Raw genomic sequence first — 19,510 nt, 5'->3', positions numbered from 1 at the left:
CTATGGAGAACGTTCCTCGATTTCTTCAAGAAAAAATTGATTTCTTATATTGTGCTAATAGAGTTGAAAGATTATCTAAAGGATATTCTCCAGATGAAAAGTATGTAGTCTATTCTGGTGATGGGAAATTCTTACTAAGAACAGGTAGTTTAGAAGGGTATGAAAGAAAGCAGACGGAGTTTCAAATATTGAAAAGAATGCAAGAATATTATGTTAAATCCCCTAAGCCGATAAAAATCGGGATTTTAGAAGAAATGAATTCTTGCTACACAATTTATTCTTTTATTGAGGGCGTTGATGTAAAAGAAACATTAACCGTTCTTACTGATCAAGAACAATACAAGATTGGTATTGAAGCAGGAGGACAGCTATCTAGAATGCATTTGCTTGAAGCACCTATTACTATCAAATCTTGGTATGAACAAGCAATGCAAAAGCATTATCGATACCTTGATGCTTATGAAAAAAGTGGAATAAAGATTGAAAATGATTATAAGGTTATTAATTTTATTGAAGAAAATAAGTATTTATTAAAAGGACGTCCGAATCGATTTCAGCACGACGATTTTCATTTACAAAATATTATCGTAGACAATAATAGGTATGCTGGGGTAATTGATTTCAATAATTTTGATTGGGGAGACCCAATTCATGATTTTGTAAAAGTAGCTTTATTTCAAAGGAATGAGAGCATTCCATTTTCAATAGGGCAAATTCAAGGATATTTTAATCATAATATTCCTGAAGATTTTTGGCTGCTTTATTCCATTTATGCTGGAATGGTTATCTTTTCATTAGTAGTCTGGTCATTACGTTTTGCGCCGCACCAATTAGATGAAATGATAGAAAGGTTGCATCATATACTGTGGAAGATCATAAAGGTTTTGAAGTTGTAAAACCTTTATGGTATGAACCACATATGTTGTTTTGTGAAAAGTGGCAATAGATAAAAGCTTAGCAAGCAGCTAAATATATAGACTTTAATTTTTGATTCGTATTAAAAACCGAAATTTTCTTGTGAGATGCGGTGATACATCGATATGAGCTACTTTATTGCTTTGGTACTTGCTGTTTTATTAGCTTTTTCATATAAAATTGTTGATATTACAGTTGGCGTTATTATTGGCAGAACGTTGTACCGAAAGATAGAAAATGAAATTATTTATATATGGGGAACATTGCTGACGGTAATTAGTTATTTTTATGAAGATAATTATGTATTCCGGTTACCAATTCACTACGAATCAATTGTTCTATTAATCTCGAGTACCGCGATAACGAATATATTCATTTCGCGATACTCAGGATATATGCCGATTGGGAAAAAGAATATTTTAAACTTTGTAATTATGTATCCTATTTTTGAAGAAGTAATTTTCAGAGGGATGATTATACCAATACTTAACAATGCATTCCCAATATACCCTCTTTATTTAGAAATAGCTTCCATACCAGTTACAGTACCGATCCTAATATCTTCCTTTCTGTTCGCTGTAGCTCACTTACAATATTACAGCTTTAATCAGACTAGTATAAAATTTATGCTGTTCGCATTTTTAGGTGGAATCATATTTGGTGCGATTGCGGATTACTCACTACCAATTGTGTTTTCAATATTTTTGCATGTAGAGTTTAATTTACTTTCAGCATATTACTCAAAAAAAAGTACAGCAAATGAATAAATAATTTATTATGCTCATAAATGGATTACTGAAATGATGAGAACGTAAAAGAACTTATGACCAGACGAAGACACTGAAAAAGTGATTACTTTGAAAAGATAACACGCATTTTATCAATATGCCGAAACATAACGGAGTCCATCACCTGTATATAGTAGGTGGTGGACTCCATTTTCTTATGAAGTGGACTTTTTCAGTGACCTCGACCAGACTCTGCTTTTGTTTTCAAACATTGCGTGTGGCAGGAAAAGGCCCTGACCGCGCCTATGCATCGCCGGTCCCACTCGCCCATTTAAAAAAATGCTTTTCTATCTTTTTTTACAGAGTAACTGAGTAGTTACGAAAAAATCTATAAATGTGAACGAAATTAAACATTTAAAATATGTTCAATAATTGTGTTGATTGTAGCTGAAAAACTTGGTATGGTATTATATCATATTAGGAAAAAGTAAAAGGAAGCGACATTAGTTAGAGATTGCGAATAATTTGTAAACGATTTCATAATAATGTTGTTTTTGTATAAATCGATAATATATGTAACATAAGGTACAAGGAGATAATAATATGAAAGACAAGCTAAGTACAATCCCCTCATTATCTTCAAACTCTGTTTATTTAGGTGTTTTGTTAGCTGTAGTTGGAGGCTTTTTAGATGCGTATACTTTCATCAGTAGGGACGGAGTGTTTGCCAATGCACAGACAGGCAATGTAGTATTGCTCGCTATAAGAGCAGCTAACGGAGAATGGCATAATGCTTTGCTTTATATTCCACCTATTTTAGCTTTTATGTTAGGGGTTTTAATATCGGAAGTAGTAAAGATTCCTCATATAAGACATGCGTTGCATAGTTACAGACGTTCTATTCTTATACTAGAATGTATCGTTTTAATCGTTGTAGGGTTCTTGCCAAAAAGTATCCCTAACATCGTGGTAACAGTATGTATTGCGTTTGTATCATCTTTACAAATCTCTACTTTTAATAAGCTTGACAAGTGGGCCTACAATTCAACGATGACAACAGGAAATCTTCGAACTGTAACACAGGCAGCATATTTAGCGTTTATAAAACGTGATCAAGAAGAGAAAAAACGATTTAATGAATTTTTTGTTATTATTCTTTCTTTTATACTCGGTGCGCTATTCGGTACATTTACTACCACTCATATAGGAAATAAATCGATTTGGATTGCATCTGGAATTTTAGTGATTGCTTTGATTTTGTATCATAAAGATAGAGGGTATTGGAGAAAACCTCAAACGTTAAAATGAAAAAAATTTGTTACTTTAATCATATTTCACTATTGCATTTCGTCCATTAAAAGCTTCTTCATAAGAGTCAAGTGGAACGAAGTGTAGCTTGATAAACAATGACTTTAATTTGACGAAAAATCCTGAGAAAGAGTATTTCTCAGGATTTTTCTTTTTGTTCAAGAAACGCAGTATTTTTTTAATTCAAATCTCTAAAGTGGTTGTATCATTTCCGTTTTTTCGTATCAGTAATATCTTGCTCCTCAGCAAATTCTGTTCCATAAGCTAGCGATCTGTTGAAAGTGAAAGGTTTTCTTTCAATTGTTTGATAAGTAGCAATGCGATCCATTAAATAGCGGTGAACAAAAGTTTCTGCTCCTGTAACTATAATAGCTGATAAAATACTTCCCCAAGCAATTTGCATATAGTTGTCTAACAGTACGCTTCCGAAAATCCATACACTCATATAAGTAAAAAGAAAATCAATCATGAGTGCAGCGGTATTTCCAGCTCGGGGCAAGATAATTTGATCTCCTAACATATACGACGCGATAGTAATAAATAAACTAAAGGAAAAGATGTCAACAATGGTTGCATCAAAGAATAAATCTAAACCAATTGCAAAAGCAATCATACAGGATATAAATTTGATCAGCATAATTGTAAGATGACTCATTATTGGAACCTCTCTTTTTCTATTTAGTTTGAATGAAAATAGGGACTTTATGCATGGGAAATTCAAGATGCAATTTGTAAGGTGTTTTCTAAAAAGACGGAGGATAAATACGTAATGATAACTCAAATGTTTTTAGTGCGTATTTTATTTCCTGAGTTTCTTGTAATTTCAAGAAAAAATTACAAGAAAAAGTTAATCGTTTGTTATCTTTCACTTTTCTGAATGTTAAAAAAACAAAGAAAATGTTATATTAGAAAGAGGGAATTAACATTTTTAGGTAAGGGGGGATCGGGTGTGTGGATTACTTCAGAGGTAGAAATTCCAGATGAACTATTTGATAAATTCGAACAAGGAAAACTGGTTTTATTTGTTGGAGCTGGAGTATCTATGAAAGGCAATTCAAACTTACCAAATTTTGATGATTTAGTGGATGATATTGCGAATGCACTATATGTAGACAAACGTGAGGAAAATGAACCGCACGATTATTATCTTGGGAAAATTGCAAAAACGAAAGATGTTCATCAGATTGCGAAGAATCTTGTTCATGTAGCAGATTCAAAGCCAAATCCATTACACTATTCTATTTTACAATTATTTTCAGTTGATGAAAATGTTCGGATTGTAACTACAAATTTTGATCGGCATTTTTCAACGGTAATTGAGGAATCAAAACGTAAAGCAAATATATATTACGCTCCGGCGCTTCCAACGGGAAGAGCATTTAAAGGGTTGGCATATATTCATGGGAATGTAGAACAAGAAGAAGAAAATTTAATTTTGACTGATGGTGATTTTGGAAGGGCTTACTTAACAGAAGGATGGGCAAGACGATTTTTAGTTGATTTATTTTCTAATTATACAGTTTTGTTTATTGGATATAGTCATAATGACCCTGTTATGAAGTACTTAGCAACTGGATTACCACCAAGTACGAGGCGGTATGCGTTTGTTGCTCAGGGGGATAATACATATCACTGGGAGCATTTAGGGATTAAGCCTATTGTCTATCCGAATAAGTCGCAAAATCATCAATCATTAGCAAAAGCAGTGCAGCGATGGGCAGAGTTAATGGGGGATAATTATATTACAAAGAGAACACGAATTCGTGATATTGTAACGGTTCCACCATCTTTAGAACAAGAACAGTTGTCTTATGTTAAACAATCAATAAAAAAGATTGAGACACTTCGTTACTTTGTTGAATTTGCAAGAGACTACGAATGGGTAGAATGGTTAGAAAAAGACGGGCAATTGCGGAATTTATTTTCGGAGGAAGCTGAGACTTCCGAAAAAGATCAGTTGCTTGCAAAGTGGATTGTTGATCATTTTTTAGTAAGTCATCAAAATGAATTATTTCAGTTGATGTATAAAAATAATACAGAAATATCTGCCTTGTTATGGAATACGATATGTACATTTTTAGTGGATATGGAACAACCGATACATATGGATACGTTTGCGAAGTGGCTCTTATTATTGTTAGAAAAGGCGAGGGAAAATGAGTTTTTTATAGAAAATCTGCCTTCTTTGCTTCATAAATGTACGTACCCGAAACATAAAGAAATTATAGTTCTTTTATTTACTTGCATATTAGACGGAAAACTAAAATTGAAGCGACTTCGGCAATGGGAACCAGAAATGCAGGATGTTGTAGAGTTAGCGGAAACAAACCATTTGTCAGATACAACCTTTTCAAAGATGCAGCACATATGGGAAGTGAAAATAAAACCACATCTTTCTTATTTTTCGATTCCGATTTTGCAAGTTGGATTAGAAAAACTACAGAGATTAGGACTAAAACAACAGGCACTTCAAATCCATGATTCAGTTAGTGAATCGCGAAGTGCAATTGAACCGCATGAGCAAGATAGCCAACCTCGTGGATTTTCTTTTTTAATTAATATTGTTAGAGATTGTATGGACTATGTTTGTGTCCATTTCGAAGATAAAGCAAACTTTTATATTTCTTTTATGATGGAATTTGGAAATACGCTGCAAAAACGAATTGCAGTGCATAGTATGAACCATACGGTTTTCCGAACGCAAAATGAGAAAATAGAATGGTTGTTACAACATCAAATGCTAACTGAAGACTCCTGTAAGCATGAAGTGTTTCAATTGTTAAAGAATCATTATGAGCATGTATCTGAACATACGAAACAAAAAGTGCTGACAACTATAGAGAAGCAGTTTGAAGAAAAGACGTGTTATCTGGCTTGTAACTTAATCGATTGGCTATATATGTGCGATCCAACTAATGAACGAACGAAACGAACATATGAATTTATGAAACAAAAATTCCCTCATTTTTTATCGAGGCAGTTTCCTGATTTACAAGAAGAGCGGACATTACAAACAATTACATGTAATTTAACAACTGATGGTTTGTTACATATGAAAGAGGAAGAAATGATAAGGCAAGTACTTCAATATTCACAAGAAGGATTGTTTGAGAAACATCATTTTTTAGAAATGCTTTCAAAGGCTTGTAAAACAAATGTACAGTGGAGTATTTCTCTTGCGTATCAATTAGTTAAGTATAAAGAAGTGAGTAAAGAAGTATGGTTTGTATTCATAAGAGAGTGGCGAAATAATCGAAAATTAACAGATAAACAGATGCAAGAGCTTTTACCATTACTACATCAATTTGTAAGGCATGCTACTTATCATTGGATTATTAGTAGTTTTCTGTATGAAAAGAGCAATCAATTAGCTGAATTTCAAGAAGAAACAATTCGAGCAATAAAACAGCTTGCTTTTTCGATGTTTCCTCATGTTATGAAAGGAGAGCACGCAGGAAGTAAAGAGCAAGTAGATTATTATAATGAGGCTGCTCAGCATCCGGTAGGGAAAACAACAGCAGTTTTGTTAAAACTTCTAGCATATGAACATTTATATGATCGAAATATACATGCTTATTTGTATGTATTTGAAGAGCAAATGCGGAAAAAATCATACTACGTAAATATTATGATTGCGAGGCTAACAGCAGATTTAACATTTCTCTATCATATCGAGAAGCACTGGTGTAGAAAGCATATGATTCCTTATTTAGATTTGCAACAAAATGAAGAGGAAACAAAGTATGCATGGGCAGGGTTTGTAAATACGCAAATTAATTTGCCTTTATTTATACAAACAAAGAAATATATTGCTTTTGCTGTTCGATATTTACATTTATTGAATAAACAAACACAAGAAGTATTTATGAAATGGTTAAGTCTCGTCTTTTTAAAGTGTATTTTATATTGGGATAAACAACTTGATTGGTTGAACACTCTTTTTATACAGGGAGAAGAGGTAGAGAAGGTAAAGTTTGTAGAAAATGTCTCGTATTATGTAAAAAGTTTGAGCATAAAAGAACAACAAAAATTTTGGCGAAATTGGCTTGCAGATTTTTTAGTAGAACGCCCTAAAATGAGTATAATAGCAGAGAAAGAATATATTATCTTTTTGCGGTTTGTGTTATACATGGATGTTATTGCTGAAAAAGGGATTGAAACTGTTTTATCTTATTTTTCTATAACTTCATTGCAAGAAGAAAAACAAGCATTGAAGGAGTTATTGAAACAGCTGTTGGAAAAAAATGAGCTAATCCATCAAAATTCTAAAGTATATGCAACATTATTTTTTGTTTTATTAACAAAGATAAATGATGCAGAGTGTATTGAAAATGAAGTGATTCATCTTTGGTTATTGTTTGATGAGATGAAGCTTGAAAATACGTTACTTGAACGTATTCAAAATGAGATAATGCGAATAGGAATGATTAATCGAAATGAAAATGATTCACATTTGCTATTTTGAAACATACGATGCAATTAAAATAAAAATATAAAAAATAATGAAAAAGTGTTGACATATTTTAAAATGACCTTTTATAATACAAATCATACTTAATAAAAACAATGCATTGAAGGGAACAAAGTAGTGTTTATCTCCCTGTTATAGAGAGCTGATGGTTGGTGGAAATCAGTACAAAGGTAAACGTGAATTACAGTCCTGGAGCATCTTTTTCGTAGTCAAGACAGAAGTCTTTATGAAGGGAAAGACGGTCAAAATGATCGTTAACAATGAAGAGAGGTAGACAAATGTGTCTACAACTAGGGTGGTACCGCGATAATAATCGTCCCTACTGATTGGATCAGTAGGGATTTTTTGCATATACGCGGATCTAAATGATAATCAAATAATAAGCGCAATGATAGGAAAGAGAGTAGTGGTTGTTTCCCTGTAACAGAGAGCTGGTGGTTGGTGTGAACTAGTACATAAACAAACATGAATTACAATCCTGGAGCATCTTTTTCGTAGTAAAGGCAGAAGTCTTTATGAAGGGAAAGACGGTCAAAACGATCGTTAACAATAAAGAGAGGTAGACAAATGTGTCTGCAACTAGGGTGGTACCGCGATAATAATCGTCCCTACTGATTGGATCAGTAGGGGTTTTTTCATATATTTTATATGAGAAATCGTTATCATCTTTGCTTTGTTATAAGAGATAAGTTCAGAAAATAGGGAATTTTCAATCCCTTATTATATAACTTCAAAAAGATACAAGGAGGAATTTTTAATGGGAAATCATGAATTAGAACAATTACGTAAACAGGTGGATGAGATTAACTTACAACTTCTGCACTTATTGAATGAGCGCGCAAAGGTTGTACAAGAAATCGGACAACAAAAGAAATTGCAAGGAACGAAACGCTTCGATCCTGTTCGTGAGCGTGAAGTACTCGATATGCTTGCAGAGCATAACGAAGGACCATTTGAAACATCTACAGTGCAACATATTTTCAAAACAATTTTTAAAGCGAGCTTAGAACTGCAAGAAGATGATAATCGTAAAGCATTATTAGTTTCACGTAAAAAGAAACAAGAAAATACGATTGTTGATGTAAAAGGTGAATTGCTAGGAAGCGGCGCACAAACGTTCATTATGGGGCCGTGCGCAGTTGAAAGTTTAGAGCAAGTTCGCCAAGTTGCTCAGGCGATGAAAGAACAAGGAATAAAACTAATGCGCGGTGGTGCATTTAAACCGAGAACATCTCCATACGACTTCCAAGGATTGGGGGAAGAAGGGCTGCAAATTTTACGCCAAGTTGCTGACGAATTTGATTTAGCGATTATTAGCGAAATCTTAAATCCTAATGATGTAGAAATGGCACTTGATTACGTCGATGTGATTCAAGTAGGCGCTCGTAATATGCAAAACTTCGATTTATTAAGAGCCGTTGGAAAAGTGAATAAACCGGTATTACTGAAACGCGGTTTAGCAGCGACAATTGATGAATTTGTGAATGCAGCAGAATACATTATTGCTCAAGGGAATGATCAAATTATTCTATGTGAACGCGGCATTCGCACATATGAAAGAGCAACGCGAAATACACTTGATATTTCCGCAGTGCCAATTTTAAAGAAAGAAACACATTTACCGGTTGTTGTAGATGTAACGCATTCAACAGGGCGAAAAGATTTACTTTTACCAACTGCGAAAGCAGCATTAGCGATTGGGGCAGATGCTGTTATGGCAGAAGTGCATCCAGACCCAGCAGTTGCTTTATCGGATTCAGCACAACAAATGGATATTCCGCAGTTCCATGCCTTCATGGAAGAGTTAAAAGGATTTAAAAATAAGTTATCATAATGAAATAACTATTGCGTTGATAGGGAAGCAGTAGCATGTATTTTCTTGTTGCAGAGAGCTGATGGTTGGTGGAAATCAGTACAAAGATATGTGTGAATTACACCCCTGGAGCATCTTTTTCGTAGTAAAGACGAAAGTTTTTATAAAGGGAAAGACGGTCAAAATGATCGTTAACAATAAAAAGAGGTAGACATTTTTGTCTATAACTAGGGTGGTACCGCGCGTATTGTCGCCCCTACTGAACGAAATCAGTAGGGGTTTTTTTATAAAGTGAAACTTCCAGCAGTAGGAGGGTTTATCTCCCACTGCTGGTTAGTTGAACTAATCGGGCTCTTATGGACAGTTACCTCCTACCCATCTTCTTTGACTTTTCAGAATCTTGTGGAAGGAGTCTTACTGTCCGTTAGCGCGGGATAAAATGATAAGGGAGAAATGGAAATGAGATATATAACAGCTGGAGAATCACATGGCCCGCAATTGACGGTTATTTTGGAAGGTGTTCCGGCAGGTCTAAATGTAACTGCAGAAGGTATAAATAAAGAGCTATTAAGACGCCAAAAGGGCTATGGCCGCGGAAGACGTATGCAAATTGAAACAGATACAGTGGAAATCGTAAGCGGTGTACGACATGGTTATACTCTTGGTTCACCGATTACATTGATTGTAAAAAATGATGATTTCAAACATTGGACAAACGTAATGGGAACAGAACCGATTTCTGAACAGGAAAGTAAAGAAATGAAACGAACAATTACAAAGCCACGTCCAGGGCATGCTGATTTAAACGGGGCAATAAAGTATGGACATCGTGATATACGTAATGTGTTAGAACGTTCTTCTGCAAGGGAGACAACGGTAAGAGTAGCGGCAGGAGCTGTTGCGAAAAAGATTTTAACAGAGTTAGGAGTAAATATTACAGGTCATGTGCTTGAAATTGGTGGCGTAAAAGCTAAACAAATTTCACATAAATCATTAGAAGAGATGCAGATGATTTCAGAACATTCGCCTGTTCGCTGCTTAGATCAAGAAGCGGAGCAAGCAATGATGGCAGAAATTGATGCGGCGAAAAGTAACGGAGATTCTATTGGTGGCATCGTGGAAGTAATCGCGGAAGGAATGCCGGTTGGTGTTGGCAGTTATGTTCATTATGACAGGAAATTAGACGTAAAGTTAGCAGCGGCAATCATGAGTATTAATGCATTTAAAGGCGCTGAAATCGGCATTGGTTTTGAGGCAGCCGGACAACCGGGAAGTGCTGTACATGATGAGATTTTGTGGGATGAAGAAACGGGTTACACACGAAAAACGAATAATGCTGGTGGATTAGAGGGCGGAATGACAACAGGAATGCCGATTGTTGTCAGAGGTGTTATGAAACCAATTCCGACATTATATAAACCACTGGCAAGTGTGGATATTGATACGAAGGAAGTGTTTCAAGCAAGTATTGAACGTTCTGATAGCTGCGCTGTACCGGCGGCAAGTGTAGTGGCAGAAGCTGTTGTCGCTTGGGAACTGGCAAATGCGATAGTAGACCAATTTGGGCAAGATCGTATGGATCTTATTAAGGAAAATATTGCTCAGCATAAAAAATACGCGAAAGAATTTTAAAAAGGAGGATTTTTATGAAAGTAAAAGAACAACTACGGGCGTTGCAACCTTATAAACCAGGTAAATCAGCAAAACAAATGCAAGCAGATTATGGTGTCCATTCATTTGTAAAATTAGCATCAAATGAAAATCCATTTGGTTGTTCAACTCGTGTGATGGAAGGATTACGAAAAGAGCTGAATGCATATGCTTTATACCCGGACGGAGGAGCGGTTGAGCTTCGTCAAACGATTGCGGAGAAATTGGATGTGAAAAAAGAAGAAATTTTATGTGGTAGTGGTCTTGATGAAGTCATTCAAATTATTAGCCGAACAATGCTTTGCCAAGGCGATAATATTGTGACGGCTGGAGAAACATTCCCGCAATACCGCCATCATGCAGTAATTGAAGGGTGTGAGGTCAAGGAAGTACCGCTTCAAAATGGAGTCTATAACTTAGATGAAATCGCGGCAGTCATGAATGAAAAAACAAAAATTATTTGGATTTGTAATCCGAATAATCCAACAGGCACATATGTGAATGACCGAAAATTACGTGAATTTATGGAGCAAGTTCATAAAGAAACATTAGTTGTAATTGATGAAGCGTATTATGAATATGTCACAGCGGGTGACTTTCCAGATACTATTTCACTTTTGAAAGAGTATAAGAACCTTCTTATCTTAAGAACATTTTCAAAGGCATACGGATTAGCAGCATTTCGCGTTGGTTATGCAGTTGGAAATGAAGCAATCATTGAGAAATTAAATGTTGTTCGTCTTCCGTTTAATGTATCATCACTTGCACAAAAAGCTGCCGTAGTTGCGTGGAATGATGATTCATTTTTACAAAGGATCACTCGTGCAAACCGAGAAGGATTGCAGCAATATGAAAGCTTTTGTATAGAAAATGAGATTCCATTTTATTCATCTCAAACGAACTTTATCTTTTTACCGTTAGAAAATGCTCAAGAAATTTATGAACTTTGTGCACACGCTGGATATATCGTTCGTCCATTTTTAAATGGTGTTCGCATCACAATCGGTACGGGTAAACAAAATGAAGGAGTGATCGCAGTGTTAAAACGACACTTTCATAATAGTAGGTCTCGAGATGAGGCACATGTGTAAAAAAGTTGTATTAATAGGAACAGGATTAATTGGCGGTTCACTTGCTTTAGCAATAAAGCGAGAACACAATGTCATCATTACTGGTTATGACATTCAAAGTGAGCAAGTGGAACGTGCAAAACAATTGAACGTAATCGACGAAGCGGGAGTGAACTTACAAACAATATGTGAAGAAGCGCATTTAATTATTTTTGCATCTCCTGTTGAAGAAACAACTAAGTTATTAAAACAACTTGCTTCGTATAAATTACGTGAAGATGTCATCGTGACGGATGTTGGAAGTACAAAAGGCACAATTATGAAAGAAGCAGAAATGTTGCTGCCCGGCGGTGTTACGTTTATTGGCGGGCATCCGATGGCGGGATCTCATAAAACGGGAGTTGAAAGTGCAAAGGCGCATTTATTTGAAAATGCATATTACATTTTAACACCGATGCGCCATGTTCAGGCAGAGAAGGTTGAACAATTAAAAGATTGGTTAAAAGGAACGCGTTCGCATTTTCTTGTGTTACATACAGAGGAACACGATTATGTAACAGGTGTAGTTAGTCATTTTCCCCATTTAATTGCGGCAGGGTTAGTGAAGCAAGTAGAGAAGCATGCCGGAGATAATCCGTTAATTCATATACTGGCAGCAGGCGGTTTTAAAGACATTACCCGTATTGCTTCTAGTAGTCCGAAAATGTGGTGTGATATTGTAAGGCAAAACCGTTCTCACTTATTACAACTATTAGAGGAATGGATTACAGAAATGAAGCAACTGCACCATACAGTTGCAGAAGGAGATGCCGAAGTATTACACAATTACTTCGCTAAGGCAAAAGAATATCGCGATTCTATGCCTGTCCGCAAAAGCGGGGCGATTCCAGCTTATCATGACTTATATGTTGATGTTTTAGATAAAGTTGGGGCGTTAGCGCATATTACAAGCATACTTGCAAAGCATGAGATTAGTATAACAAATTTGCAAATACTAGAAGCACGTGAAGGATTACTTGGGGTGTTACGAATTAGTTTTCAGACAGAAGAAGATCGTTTGAAAGCAACGCAAGCTTTACAGCGTGAACAGTATCAAACATATGAAAATATATAAAAGAAGGTGCGGTAAATATGAAAACTGTACAGACAGCTATAGAAGGATTGCGAGGAACGATTGTAATTCCAGGTGATAAATCAATTTCACATCGTTCAGTCATGTTTGGCGCTATCGCCCACGGAAAAACAACGATTAAGGGCTTTTTACCAGGGGCAGACTGTTTAAGCACGATCTCTTGTTTTTGTGAGATGGGGGTATCCATAACGCAAAACGGAGATGAAGTAGAAGTAATTGGAACAGGAATGGAAGGGTTACAAGAAGCGGGGCAAGTACTTGATGTTGGGAATTCTGGTACAACGATTCGTTTATTACTTGGCATACTAGCGAATACAAACCTTCATTTCTGCTTGCAAGGTGATCATTCTATTGGAAAACGCCCAATGAAACGTGTTACACAACCGCTTAGCTTAATGGGAGCAGCAATTGATGGAAGAGAAGATGGAACATTTACACCGTTAACGATACGAGGAGGGAATCTTCAAGCAATTGATTATATTTCTCCTGTTGCAAGTGCGCAGGTGAAATCGGCTATTTTATTAGCAGGTCTAGGAGCACGAGGTGTAACAAGTGTTACAGAGCCTCATGTATCAAGGGATCATACAGAACGAATGCTTCAAGCATTTGGCATTCAAGTGAAGAGAGACGGGCCGAAAGTTTCAATAGAAGGCGGACAACAGCTAACAGGAACGAACATTCATGTACCAGGAGATATTTCATCGGCTGCATTTTTCTTAGTAGGTGGAGCAATTACTTCAAATAGTAAGCTTACATTACAAAATGTTGGAATCAATCCAACAAGAACGGGAATTATTGATGTTCTTATAAAAATGGGGGCAAAATTAACAATTGGACAATACGATAGAGATGCAGCGGAACCTGCCGCTAATCTTACAATCGAAACATCAAAGTTAAAGGGAATTGAGATTGGCGGTGACATTATCCCAAGGTTAATTGATGAAATCCCAATTATCGCTCTTGCAGCAACGCAAGCAGAAGGGGTTACGATTATTAAAGATGCTCATGAGTTGAAGGTAAAGGAAACGAATCGAATTGATACAGTGGTAGAAGAACTAACAAAACTAGGGGCACGTATAGAAGCGACAGATGATGGAATGATTATTTATGGAAAAACATCATTAAACGGAAATACCGTAAACAGTCATGGGGATCATCGGATTGGAATGATGCTAGCAATTGCCGGATGTATTGCGAATGGAGAGACGATGATCCAGGATGCAGAAGCTGCCTTCGTATCATATCCAGGATTTTTTGAAGAGATTGAGAAGCTGAAATTAGAAACCCGATAGATTGATATAAGATCTATCGGGTTTTTATTCGGAAAATTTATATTTTCTGATTATTGTGGTATATTATGTTTTGCATGTGTATGTATGAATACGATGTAGGGGGAACGGAGCATGGAAGTAATTCAATTAGTAGAAGAACAATACCGGGAGGCAATTCGGCTATCTGAATATGCCTTTCAATACAAGGTAGCAGAAGATCAAATTGAAAAACGTCTTCAGCTTATGAAAAAGTATCATCAAATATTTGGGATATTAGAAGAAAAAGAACTTGCCGCAAAATTACACCTTATCCCGTTTGAAATATTTTTAGGGAAAGAAAAGTTCAAAATGGGTGGAATTGCAGGCGTAGCTACATACCCAGAATTTAGACGAAACGGTCATGTAAAAAAACTATTAAAACATGTTTTAGAGACGATGAGACAAGACGGTTATAGCGTTTCCATGCTACACCCATTTTCTGTTTCATTTTACAGAAAATATGGATGGGAACTGTTTGTGAATCGTCTTGTATGTTCATTAACAAAAGCGGATTTAATCATGAAAGAACATGTATCAGGAAGTATCAAACGATGTAAGAAGGACTCTCATTTGAAAGAGATTGAAATCGTATATGAGCAATTTGCGAAGAAATATTCTGGGATGTTAGTTCGAGATCGAGATATTTGGTTAAATTTTGTTTATGGTGACCTAAATGCAGCCGTTTATTATAATCGAGCAGATGAGCCAATGGGCTATATTTTGTATAAAATAGAAAGCTCTAAGATGAAAATAGAAGAATTTGTACCATTAGACAGTGAAGCTAGAACGGGTTTATGGAACTTCATTTGTCAGCATGATTCAATGATACAAGAACTTGAGATGATCGTTCATGAAAAAGAGCCATTGCTGTTTTCATTGCAAGAGCCGCGTATTAAAGCGGAAGTAAAACCTTACTTTATGGCTAGAATCGTAGATGTTGAGCGTTTTCTTAAGCAATATCCATTTGCTTGGGAAAATAACGAGGAAGAGGTTATTTTACATATTTCTGATTCATATGCACATTGGAATAATCAAACAGTAGTTATACGAGAGAAAGAAATAGTTATGTTAAGCGAAGAAGAAGCTGCAGCATTAAAAGGAAAGGGGGTACATGTAAACATTAATGCACTTTCTACAGTGCTTTTCGGTTACAAAAGGCCATTGGAATTATATCAAATTGGTAACATTACTGGGAGGGAAAAAGACATAAAACAATTTGAAAATTTGATTCCTTCCGAGCAGCCGTTTTTTTATGATTTCTTTTAATCATTTCGAATGGATATAGAACATAAAAAGCGCTATGTAAAAATGGCGCTTTTTATGTTCGGTAATAATGAAACGGTTCATCAATACTTTCTATATATTGTAGGAAAGTGATGGTAATAATAGCTGACGTGTGGATGTGTTACCGATAAGTGAATGGGTGGATATGGCCAAATGAATGGCGTTACAATTCCTACAACGGGACTTGCCGTATGAATGGCGGCAACGTGGATGGCAGGGGTTGCTACAGGGGTAACGGCAACAACCCTTATTGGAAAGAGGTTCATAATAAATTCACTCCAATGGGTCATGTATGCAATAGTATATTCTTTTACTTGTTTGAAGTGTGCAAGTGAATTTTAGTTAGGATTGTGTAGGTCCGTTGTCTTGGCTATATTTAAGAAGTGCTACCCTATTTTTAATAGCCATTCAATTGTTCGTCATTCATTTCCGAAAATTGTTATGTGGTAATGCATTAGGTTTATCTCTTGAATATTTGTATTAAACATTTAAATTCTATTTATTTTATAATAGTTACAATTAAATTATATTTCTTATCTGGAGGTGGCAATGAAAAATTATAGATTTTATTCGTTCTGGATAGCTCAAACAACCATCTCGTTAGCTGATGTCGTATATATTATGGTCATTACAACTTTTATTTATCAGAAAACGGAATCTGTTTTATTTGCTTCTTTATTTCCTTTTTTGAAAGCTCTTACAAGATTAATAGCTGGTTTGTCAGCACCGCTAATTCTACAAAATACTTCTACGTCAAAAGCACTTGTAAACTTGCAAATAACTAAGAGTATCTTGATTACTTTTTTACTATTAGGATTTACATTCTTAACTTCTCATATTTATATTTTACTCACTTACATATTGATACTTTCTTTTGTTGAAGGATGGGGGAGTCCCTTATTGAATTCTATAGTTCCCAAAATCGTTTTAAAAGAAGAACTTGTAAAAGCAAATAGCTTGTTATCGATCTCCAATCAAGCGGTACAAATTGGTGGCTATACGCTGACGGGATTTATTGTTGTAAAAATGGGGTATACTTCTACTTTACTAATAACGGCTGTCTTTTTATGGATTTCTATAGTTTGTTTATACTTTGCTATTCGCTCTCTGTACAATCAGAAAAGAGAGCAGCAAGGAGCATCTAAGTGGACCCTTATGAAGGAAGGTTGGATTCATCTTTGGAGTAACTCAACCTTGCGATTAGTTACATTAATGGATGTAATCGAAGGAATTGCAGGTCAAATCTGGGTTGGTGCAATCACATTGGTTTATGTAAAAGAAATACTCCACAAAGGAGAACAATGGTGGGGGTACATTAATGCTAGTTATTATATTGGTACCATTGTCGGAGGAATTATAACGATATATCTAGCAAAAAAGATTCAAACAAATCTTGTACTAAGTATGGCAACTGGCTCTTTTTTGTTCAGCATTCTTACTTTGTTATATGGGCTTAGTAGTATGCCTCTCTTATCGCTTATACTCTGTATTGCGATGGGACCGGCGTATCAAATACGGGATATAGCACAGCAAACTGCATTTCAAACAAATATAGATGTGTCATTACTTCCAAAAGTATATGCTTCTCGTAATGTTTTGTTGTCAACAGTTTCAAGCATTTCTATATTTATAGTAGGAGCTATAGCTGAATATTTTGGTATTAGAATGGTGTATATATTTGGTGCTGTACTAATCTGTATCTCGGCAGGATTGTCTTTTGTTTTATTTAAAACAAAAAATATGGATTTACAATGTTAAGGAGATCCTAGTTCCTCACTTATATACCAAAAAGCTATATAAACAAGGAAAATAGAGGCATTTTATATTAAATTATTGACTCTTTAGTAGCGTATAGAGTTTATTGTTTACTTGTAATAGTTTTCTTAATATCAATAACTTTTGCTATTTAATTTTTTGTTTTTCGAAAAGATATGAAAAAACATTTTGAACAGCTTTTTATACGAAATAGGATAGTAAAGCGGAATTAATGCGGAAAGCTTTTTGATTTCCTTGCAGAAAATGAATCTATCGTTGCTATTCATTCGAGTTCTACTATATAATAGCAATAGTCTAAAATAAGTGAGTCGTAAACTACGACTTTTAGGACATTCGGTGAGAAAACGCTGGATGCAGCGGTATTACTAGGAGGAACTACATGATTACAGTAAGTAACGTAAGTTTACGTTTTGCAGATCGTAAACTTTTTGATGATGTTAACATAAAATTTACACCAGGTAACTGTTACGGTTTAATCGGAGCAAATGGTGCTGGTAAATCTACGTTCTTAAAAATTTTATCTGGTGAAATTGATGCATCAACAGGAGATATTCATATTACACCAGGTGAGCGTTTAGCTGTTTTAAAACAGAACCACTTTGAATATGAAGAATTCCCAGTTCTAGAAACAGTTATTATGGGACATACACGTCTTTATGAAGTAATGCAAGAGAAGAATGCGATTTACATGAAAGAAGATTTCAGTGATGAAGACGGTATGCGCGCAGCTGAGCTAGAAGGTGAATTTGCTGAGTTAAACGGTTGGGAAGCAGAGTCAGAAGCTGCAATTCTTTTAAAAGGACTAGGCATTGGTGAAGACCTTCATGCGAAAAAAATGTCTGAGTTAACAGGGGCAGAGAAAGTAAAAGTATTACTTGCTCAAGCGCTATTCGGTCAACCAGATATTTTATTACTGGATGAGCCTACCAACCATTTAGATTTAAAAGCAATTCAATGGTTAGAAAACTTCTTGATGAACTTCGAAAACACAGTTATCGTTGTATCCCATGACCGTCACTTCTTAAACAGAGTATGTACGCACATGGCGGATCTTGACTTTGGTAAAATTCAACTTTATGTTGGTAACTATGATTTCTGGTATGAGTCTAGTCAATTAGCATTAAAGTTAACACAAGATGCGAATAAGAAGAAAGAAGAGAAAGTAAAAGAGTTACAAAACTTTATTGCTCGTTTCAGCTCGAACGCTTCAAAAGCGAAACAAGCAACTTCTCGTAAAAAATTATTAGATAAAATTACATTAGATGATATTAAACCGTCTTCTCGTCGTTATCCGTTCGTTGGTTTTACACCAGAGCGTGAAGTAGGAAATGATTTATTATCAGTGGAAGGCCTTTCTAAAACAATTGATGGCGAAAAAGTATTAGATAACGTGTATTTCACTGTAAATAAAGGTGATAAAATTGCATTCGTTGGACGTAATGAAATTGCAATTACAACGTTATTTAAAATTTTAGCAGGTGAAATGGAGCCAGATAGTGGTTCATTTAAATGGGGCGTTACAACATCTCAAGCATACTTCCCACGTGATAACTCTGAGTTCTTCAAAAATAGCGAATATAACTTAGTGGAGTGGTTACGTCAATTTTCACCACAAGATGAGTCTGAAAGCTTCTTACGCGGATTTTTAGGTCGTATGTTGTTCTCTGGTGAAGAAGTAAAGAAAAACGTTTCTGTTCTTTCTGGAGGAGAAAAAGTACGTTGTATGCTTTCTAAAATGATGTTAAGTGGTGCAAACGTATTAACATTCGATGATCCAACAAACCATTTAGACCTTGAGTCTATTACAGCATTAAACAACGGTTTAATGGCGTTTAAAGGAACAATTTTATTCACATCACATGACCATCAGTTTGTTGAAACAATCGCAAATCGTATTATTGAGGTAACACCAAGCGGTTTAGTTGATAAACAATCGACATATGATGAGTATTTAGAGAACGAAGAGCTTCAAAAACAAGTAGAAGCGATGTATAAAGAAGCAAAATAAATAGTAACATCCCCTTCATGTAGGGGATGTTTTTTTGTACTCTTT

At 35.4% G+C, this 19,510-nt stretch carries 13 protein-coding genes, 1 pseudogene and 3 other annotated features; of the genes and pseudogenes, 12 read left to right on the top strand and 2 right to left on the bottom strand.

Annotated elements, in window-relative coordinates:
- Positions 1-2: 2 nt before the first annotated feature.
- The 3 genes and pseudogenes from Q9306_RS06085 to Q9306_RS06075 all read left to right on the top strand — a co-directional run bounded on the left by Q9306_RS06085 (position 3) and on the right by Q9306_RS06075 (position 2,951).
- A pseudogene (locus tag Q9306_RS06085) lies at positions 3-946 on the top strand (aminoglycoside phosphotransferase family protein).
- Between the two features lie 94 nt (positions 947-1,040).
- Positions 1,041-1,682, top strand: a complete 642-nt coding sequence (locus Q9306_RS06080; protein WP_306196321.1) for a CPBP family intramembrane glutamic endopeptidase — start codon at positions 1,041-1,043, stop codon at positions 1,680-1,682.
- 564 nt (positions 1,683-2,246) lie between these two features.
- A complete protein-coding gene (locus tag Q9306_RS06075; RefSeq protein ID WP_306196320.1) occupies positions 2,247-2,951 on the top strand; it encodes a YoaK family protein in 705 nt (234 codons plus the stop codon).
- A 205-nt stretch (positions 2,952-3,156) separates the two neighbouring features.
- On the opposite strand, the gene Q9306_RS06070 is transcribed toward Q9306_RS06075, so the two are convergent.
- Entirely contained in the window at positions 3,157-3,606 is a 450-nt protein-coding gene (locus Q9306_RS06070; protein ID WP_306196318.1) for a YndM family protein, read from the bottom strand.
- A 222-nt stretch (positions 3,607-3,828) separates the two neighbouring features.
- Between Q9306_RS06070 and Q9306_RS06065 the strand changes: the two genes are divergently transcribed.
- The 7 genes from Q9306_RS06065 to Q9306_RS06035 all read left to right on the top strand — a co-directional run bounded on the left by Q9306_RS06065 (position 3,829) and on the right by Q9306_RS06035 (position 15,663).
- A complete protein-coding gene (locus Q9306_RS06065) occupies positions 3,829-7,416 on the top strand; it encodes a DUF4020 domain-containing protein (RefSeq protein ID WP_306196316.1) in 3,588 nt (1,195 codons plus the stop codon).
- A 97-nt stretch (positions 7,417-7,513) separates the two neighbouring features.
- Positions 7,514-7,746, top strand: a binding site (T-box leader).
- A gap of 55 nt (positions 7,747-7,801) precedes the next feature.
- Positions 7,802-8,035: a binding site (T-box leader), on the top strand.
- 144 nt (positions 8,036-8,179) lie between these two features.
- Positions 8,180-9,256, top strand: a complete 1,077-nt coding sequence (locus tag Q9306_RS06060; protein WP_306196314.1) for a bifunctional 3-deoxy-7-phosphoheptulonate synthase/chorismate mutase — start codon at positions 8,180-8,182, stop codon at positions 9,254-9,256.
- Positions 9,257-9,263: 7 nt separating this feature from the next.
- Positions 9,264-9,496, top strand: a binding site (T-box leader).
- Between the two features lie 198 nt (positions 9,497-9,694).
- Entirely contained in the window at positions 9,695-10,867 is a 1,173-nt protein-coding gene (aroC, locus tag Q9306_RS06055) for a chorismate synthase (RefSeq protein ID WP_306196313.1), read from the top strand.
- 14 nt (positions 10,868-10,881) lie between these two features.
- On the top strand, positions 10,882-11,976 hold the full coding sequence (gene hisC / locus Q9306_RS06050; protein WP_306196311.1) for a histidinol-phosphate transaminase: 1,095 nt from the start codon (positions 10,882-10,884) through the stop codon (positions 11,974-11,976).
- Positions 11,969-13,069: a prephenate dehydrogenase gene (locus Q9306_RS06045; protein ID WP_306196542.1), complete on the top strand. Its 1,101-nt coding sequence runs from the start codon at positions 11,969-11,971 to the stop codon at positions 13,067-13,069. The genes hisC and Q9306_RS06045 overlap by 8 nt, the downstream gene beginning before the upstream one ends.
- Before the next feature lie 17 nt (positions 13,070-13,086).
- On the top strand, positions 13,087-14,379 hold the full coding sequence (gene aroA / locus Q9306_RS06040; RefSeq protein WP_306196310.1) for a 3-phosphoshikimate 1-carboxyvinyltransferase: 1,293 nt from the start codon (positions 13,087-13,089) through the stop codon (positions 14,377-14,379).
- Positions 14,380-14,490: 111 nt separating this feature from the next.
- Positions 14,491-15,663, top strand: coding sequence for a GNAT family N-acetyltransferase (locus Q9306_RS06035; RefSeq protein ID WP_306196308.1), 1,173 nt, complete (start codon positions 14,491-14,493; stop codon positions 15,661-15,663).
- Between the two features lie 80 nt (positions 15,664-15,743).
- Here Q9306_RS06035 and Q9306_RS06030 read toward each other — a convergent pair whose 3' ends face one another.
- The gene (locus Q9306_RS06030) at positions 15,744-15,947 is read right to left on the bottom strand and encodes a hypothetical protein (protein ID WP_306196306.1); all 204 of its coding nucleotides are present in this window, start codon (positions 15,945-15,947) and stop codon (positions 15,744-15,746) included.
- Positions 15,948-16,230: 283 nt separating this feature from the next.
- Between Q9306_RS06030 and Q9306_RS06025 the strand changes: the two genes are divergently transcribed.
- Both Q9306_RS06025 and Q9306_RS06020 read left to right on the top strand, forming a co-directional pair.
- Entirely contained in the window at positions 16,231-17,439 is a 1,209-nt protein-coding gene (locus Q9306_RS06025) for an MFS transporter (RefSeq protein ID WP_306196304.1), read from the top strand.
- Positions 17,440-17,836: 397 nt separating this feature from the next.
- Positions 17,837-19,465 carry an ABC-F family ATP-binding cassette domain-containing protein gene (locus Q9306_RS06020; protein ID WP_306196302.1) on the top strand — a complete coding sequence of 543 codons (1,629 nt, stop codon included), beginning with the start codon at positions 17,837-17,839 and terminating at the stop codon, positions 19,463-19,465.
- Positions 19,466-19,510: the final 45 nt, after the last annotated feature.

Source organism: Bacillus multifaciens, assembly GCF_030756675.1.
In the GTDB taxonomy this organism is placed as follows: Bacteria; Bacillota; Bacilli; order Bacillales; family Bacillaceae_G; genus Bacillus_A; species Bacillus_A multifaciens.
This window is presented reverse-complemented; position numbering and strand designations above follow the sequence as displayed.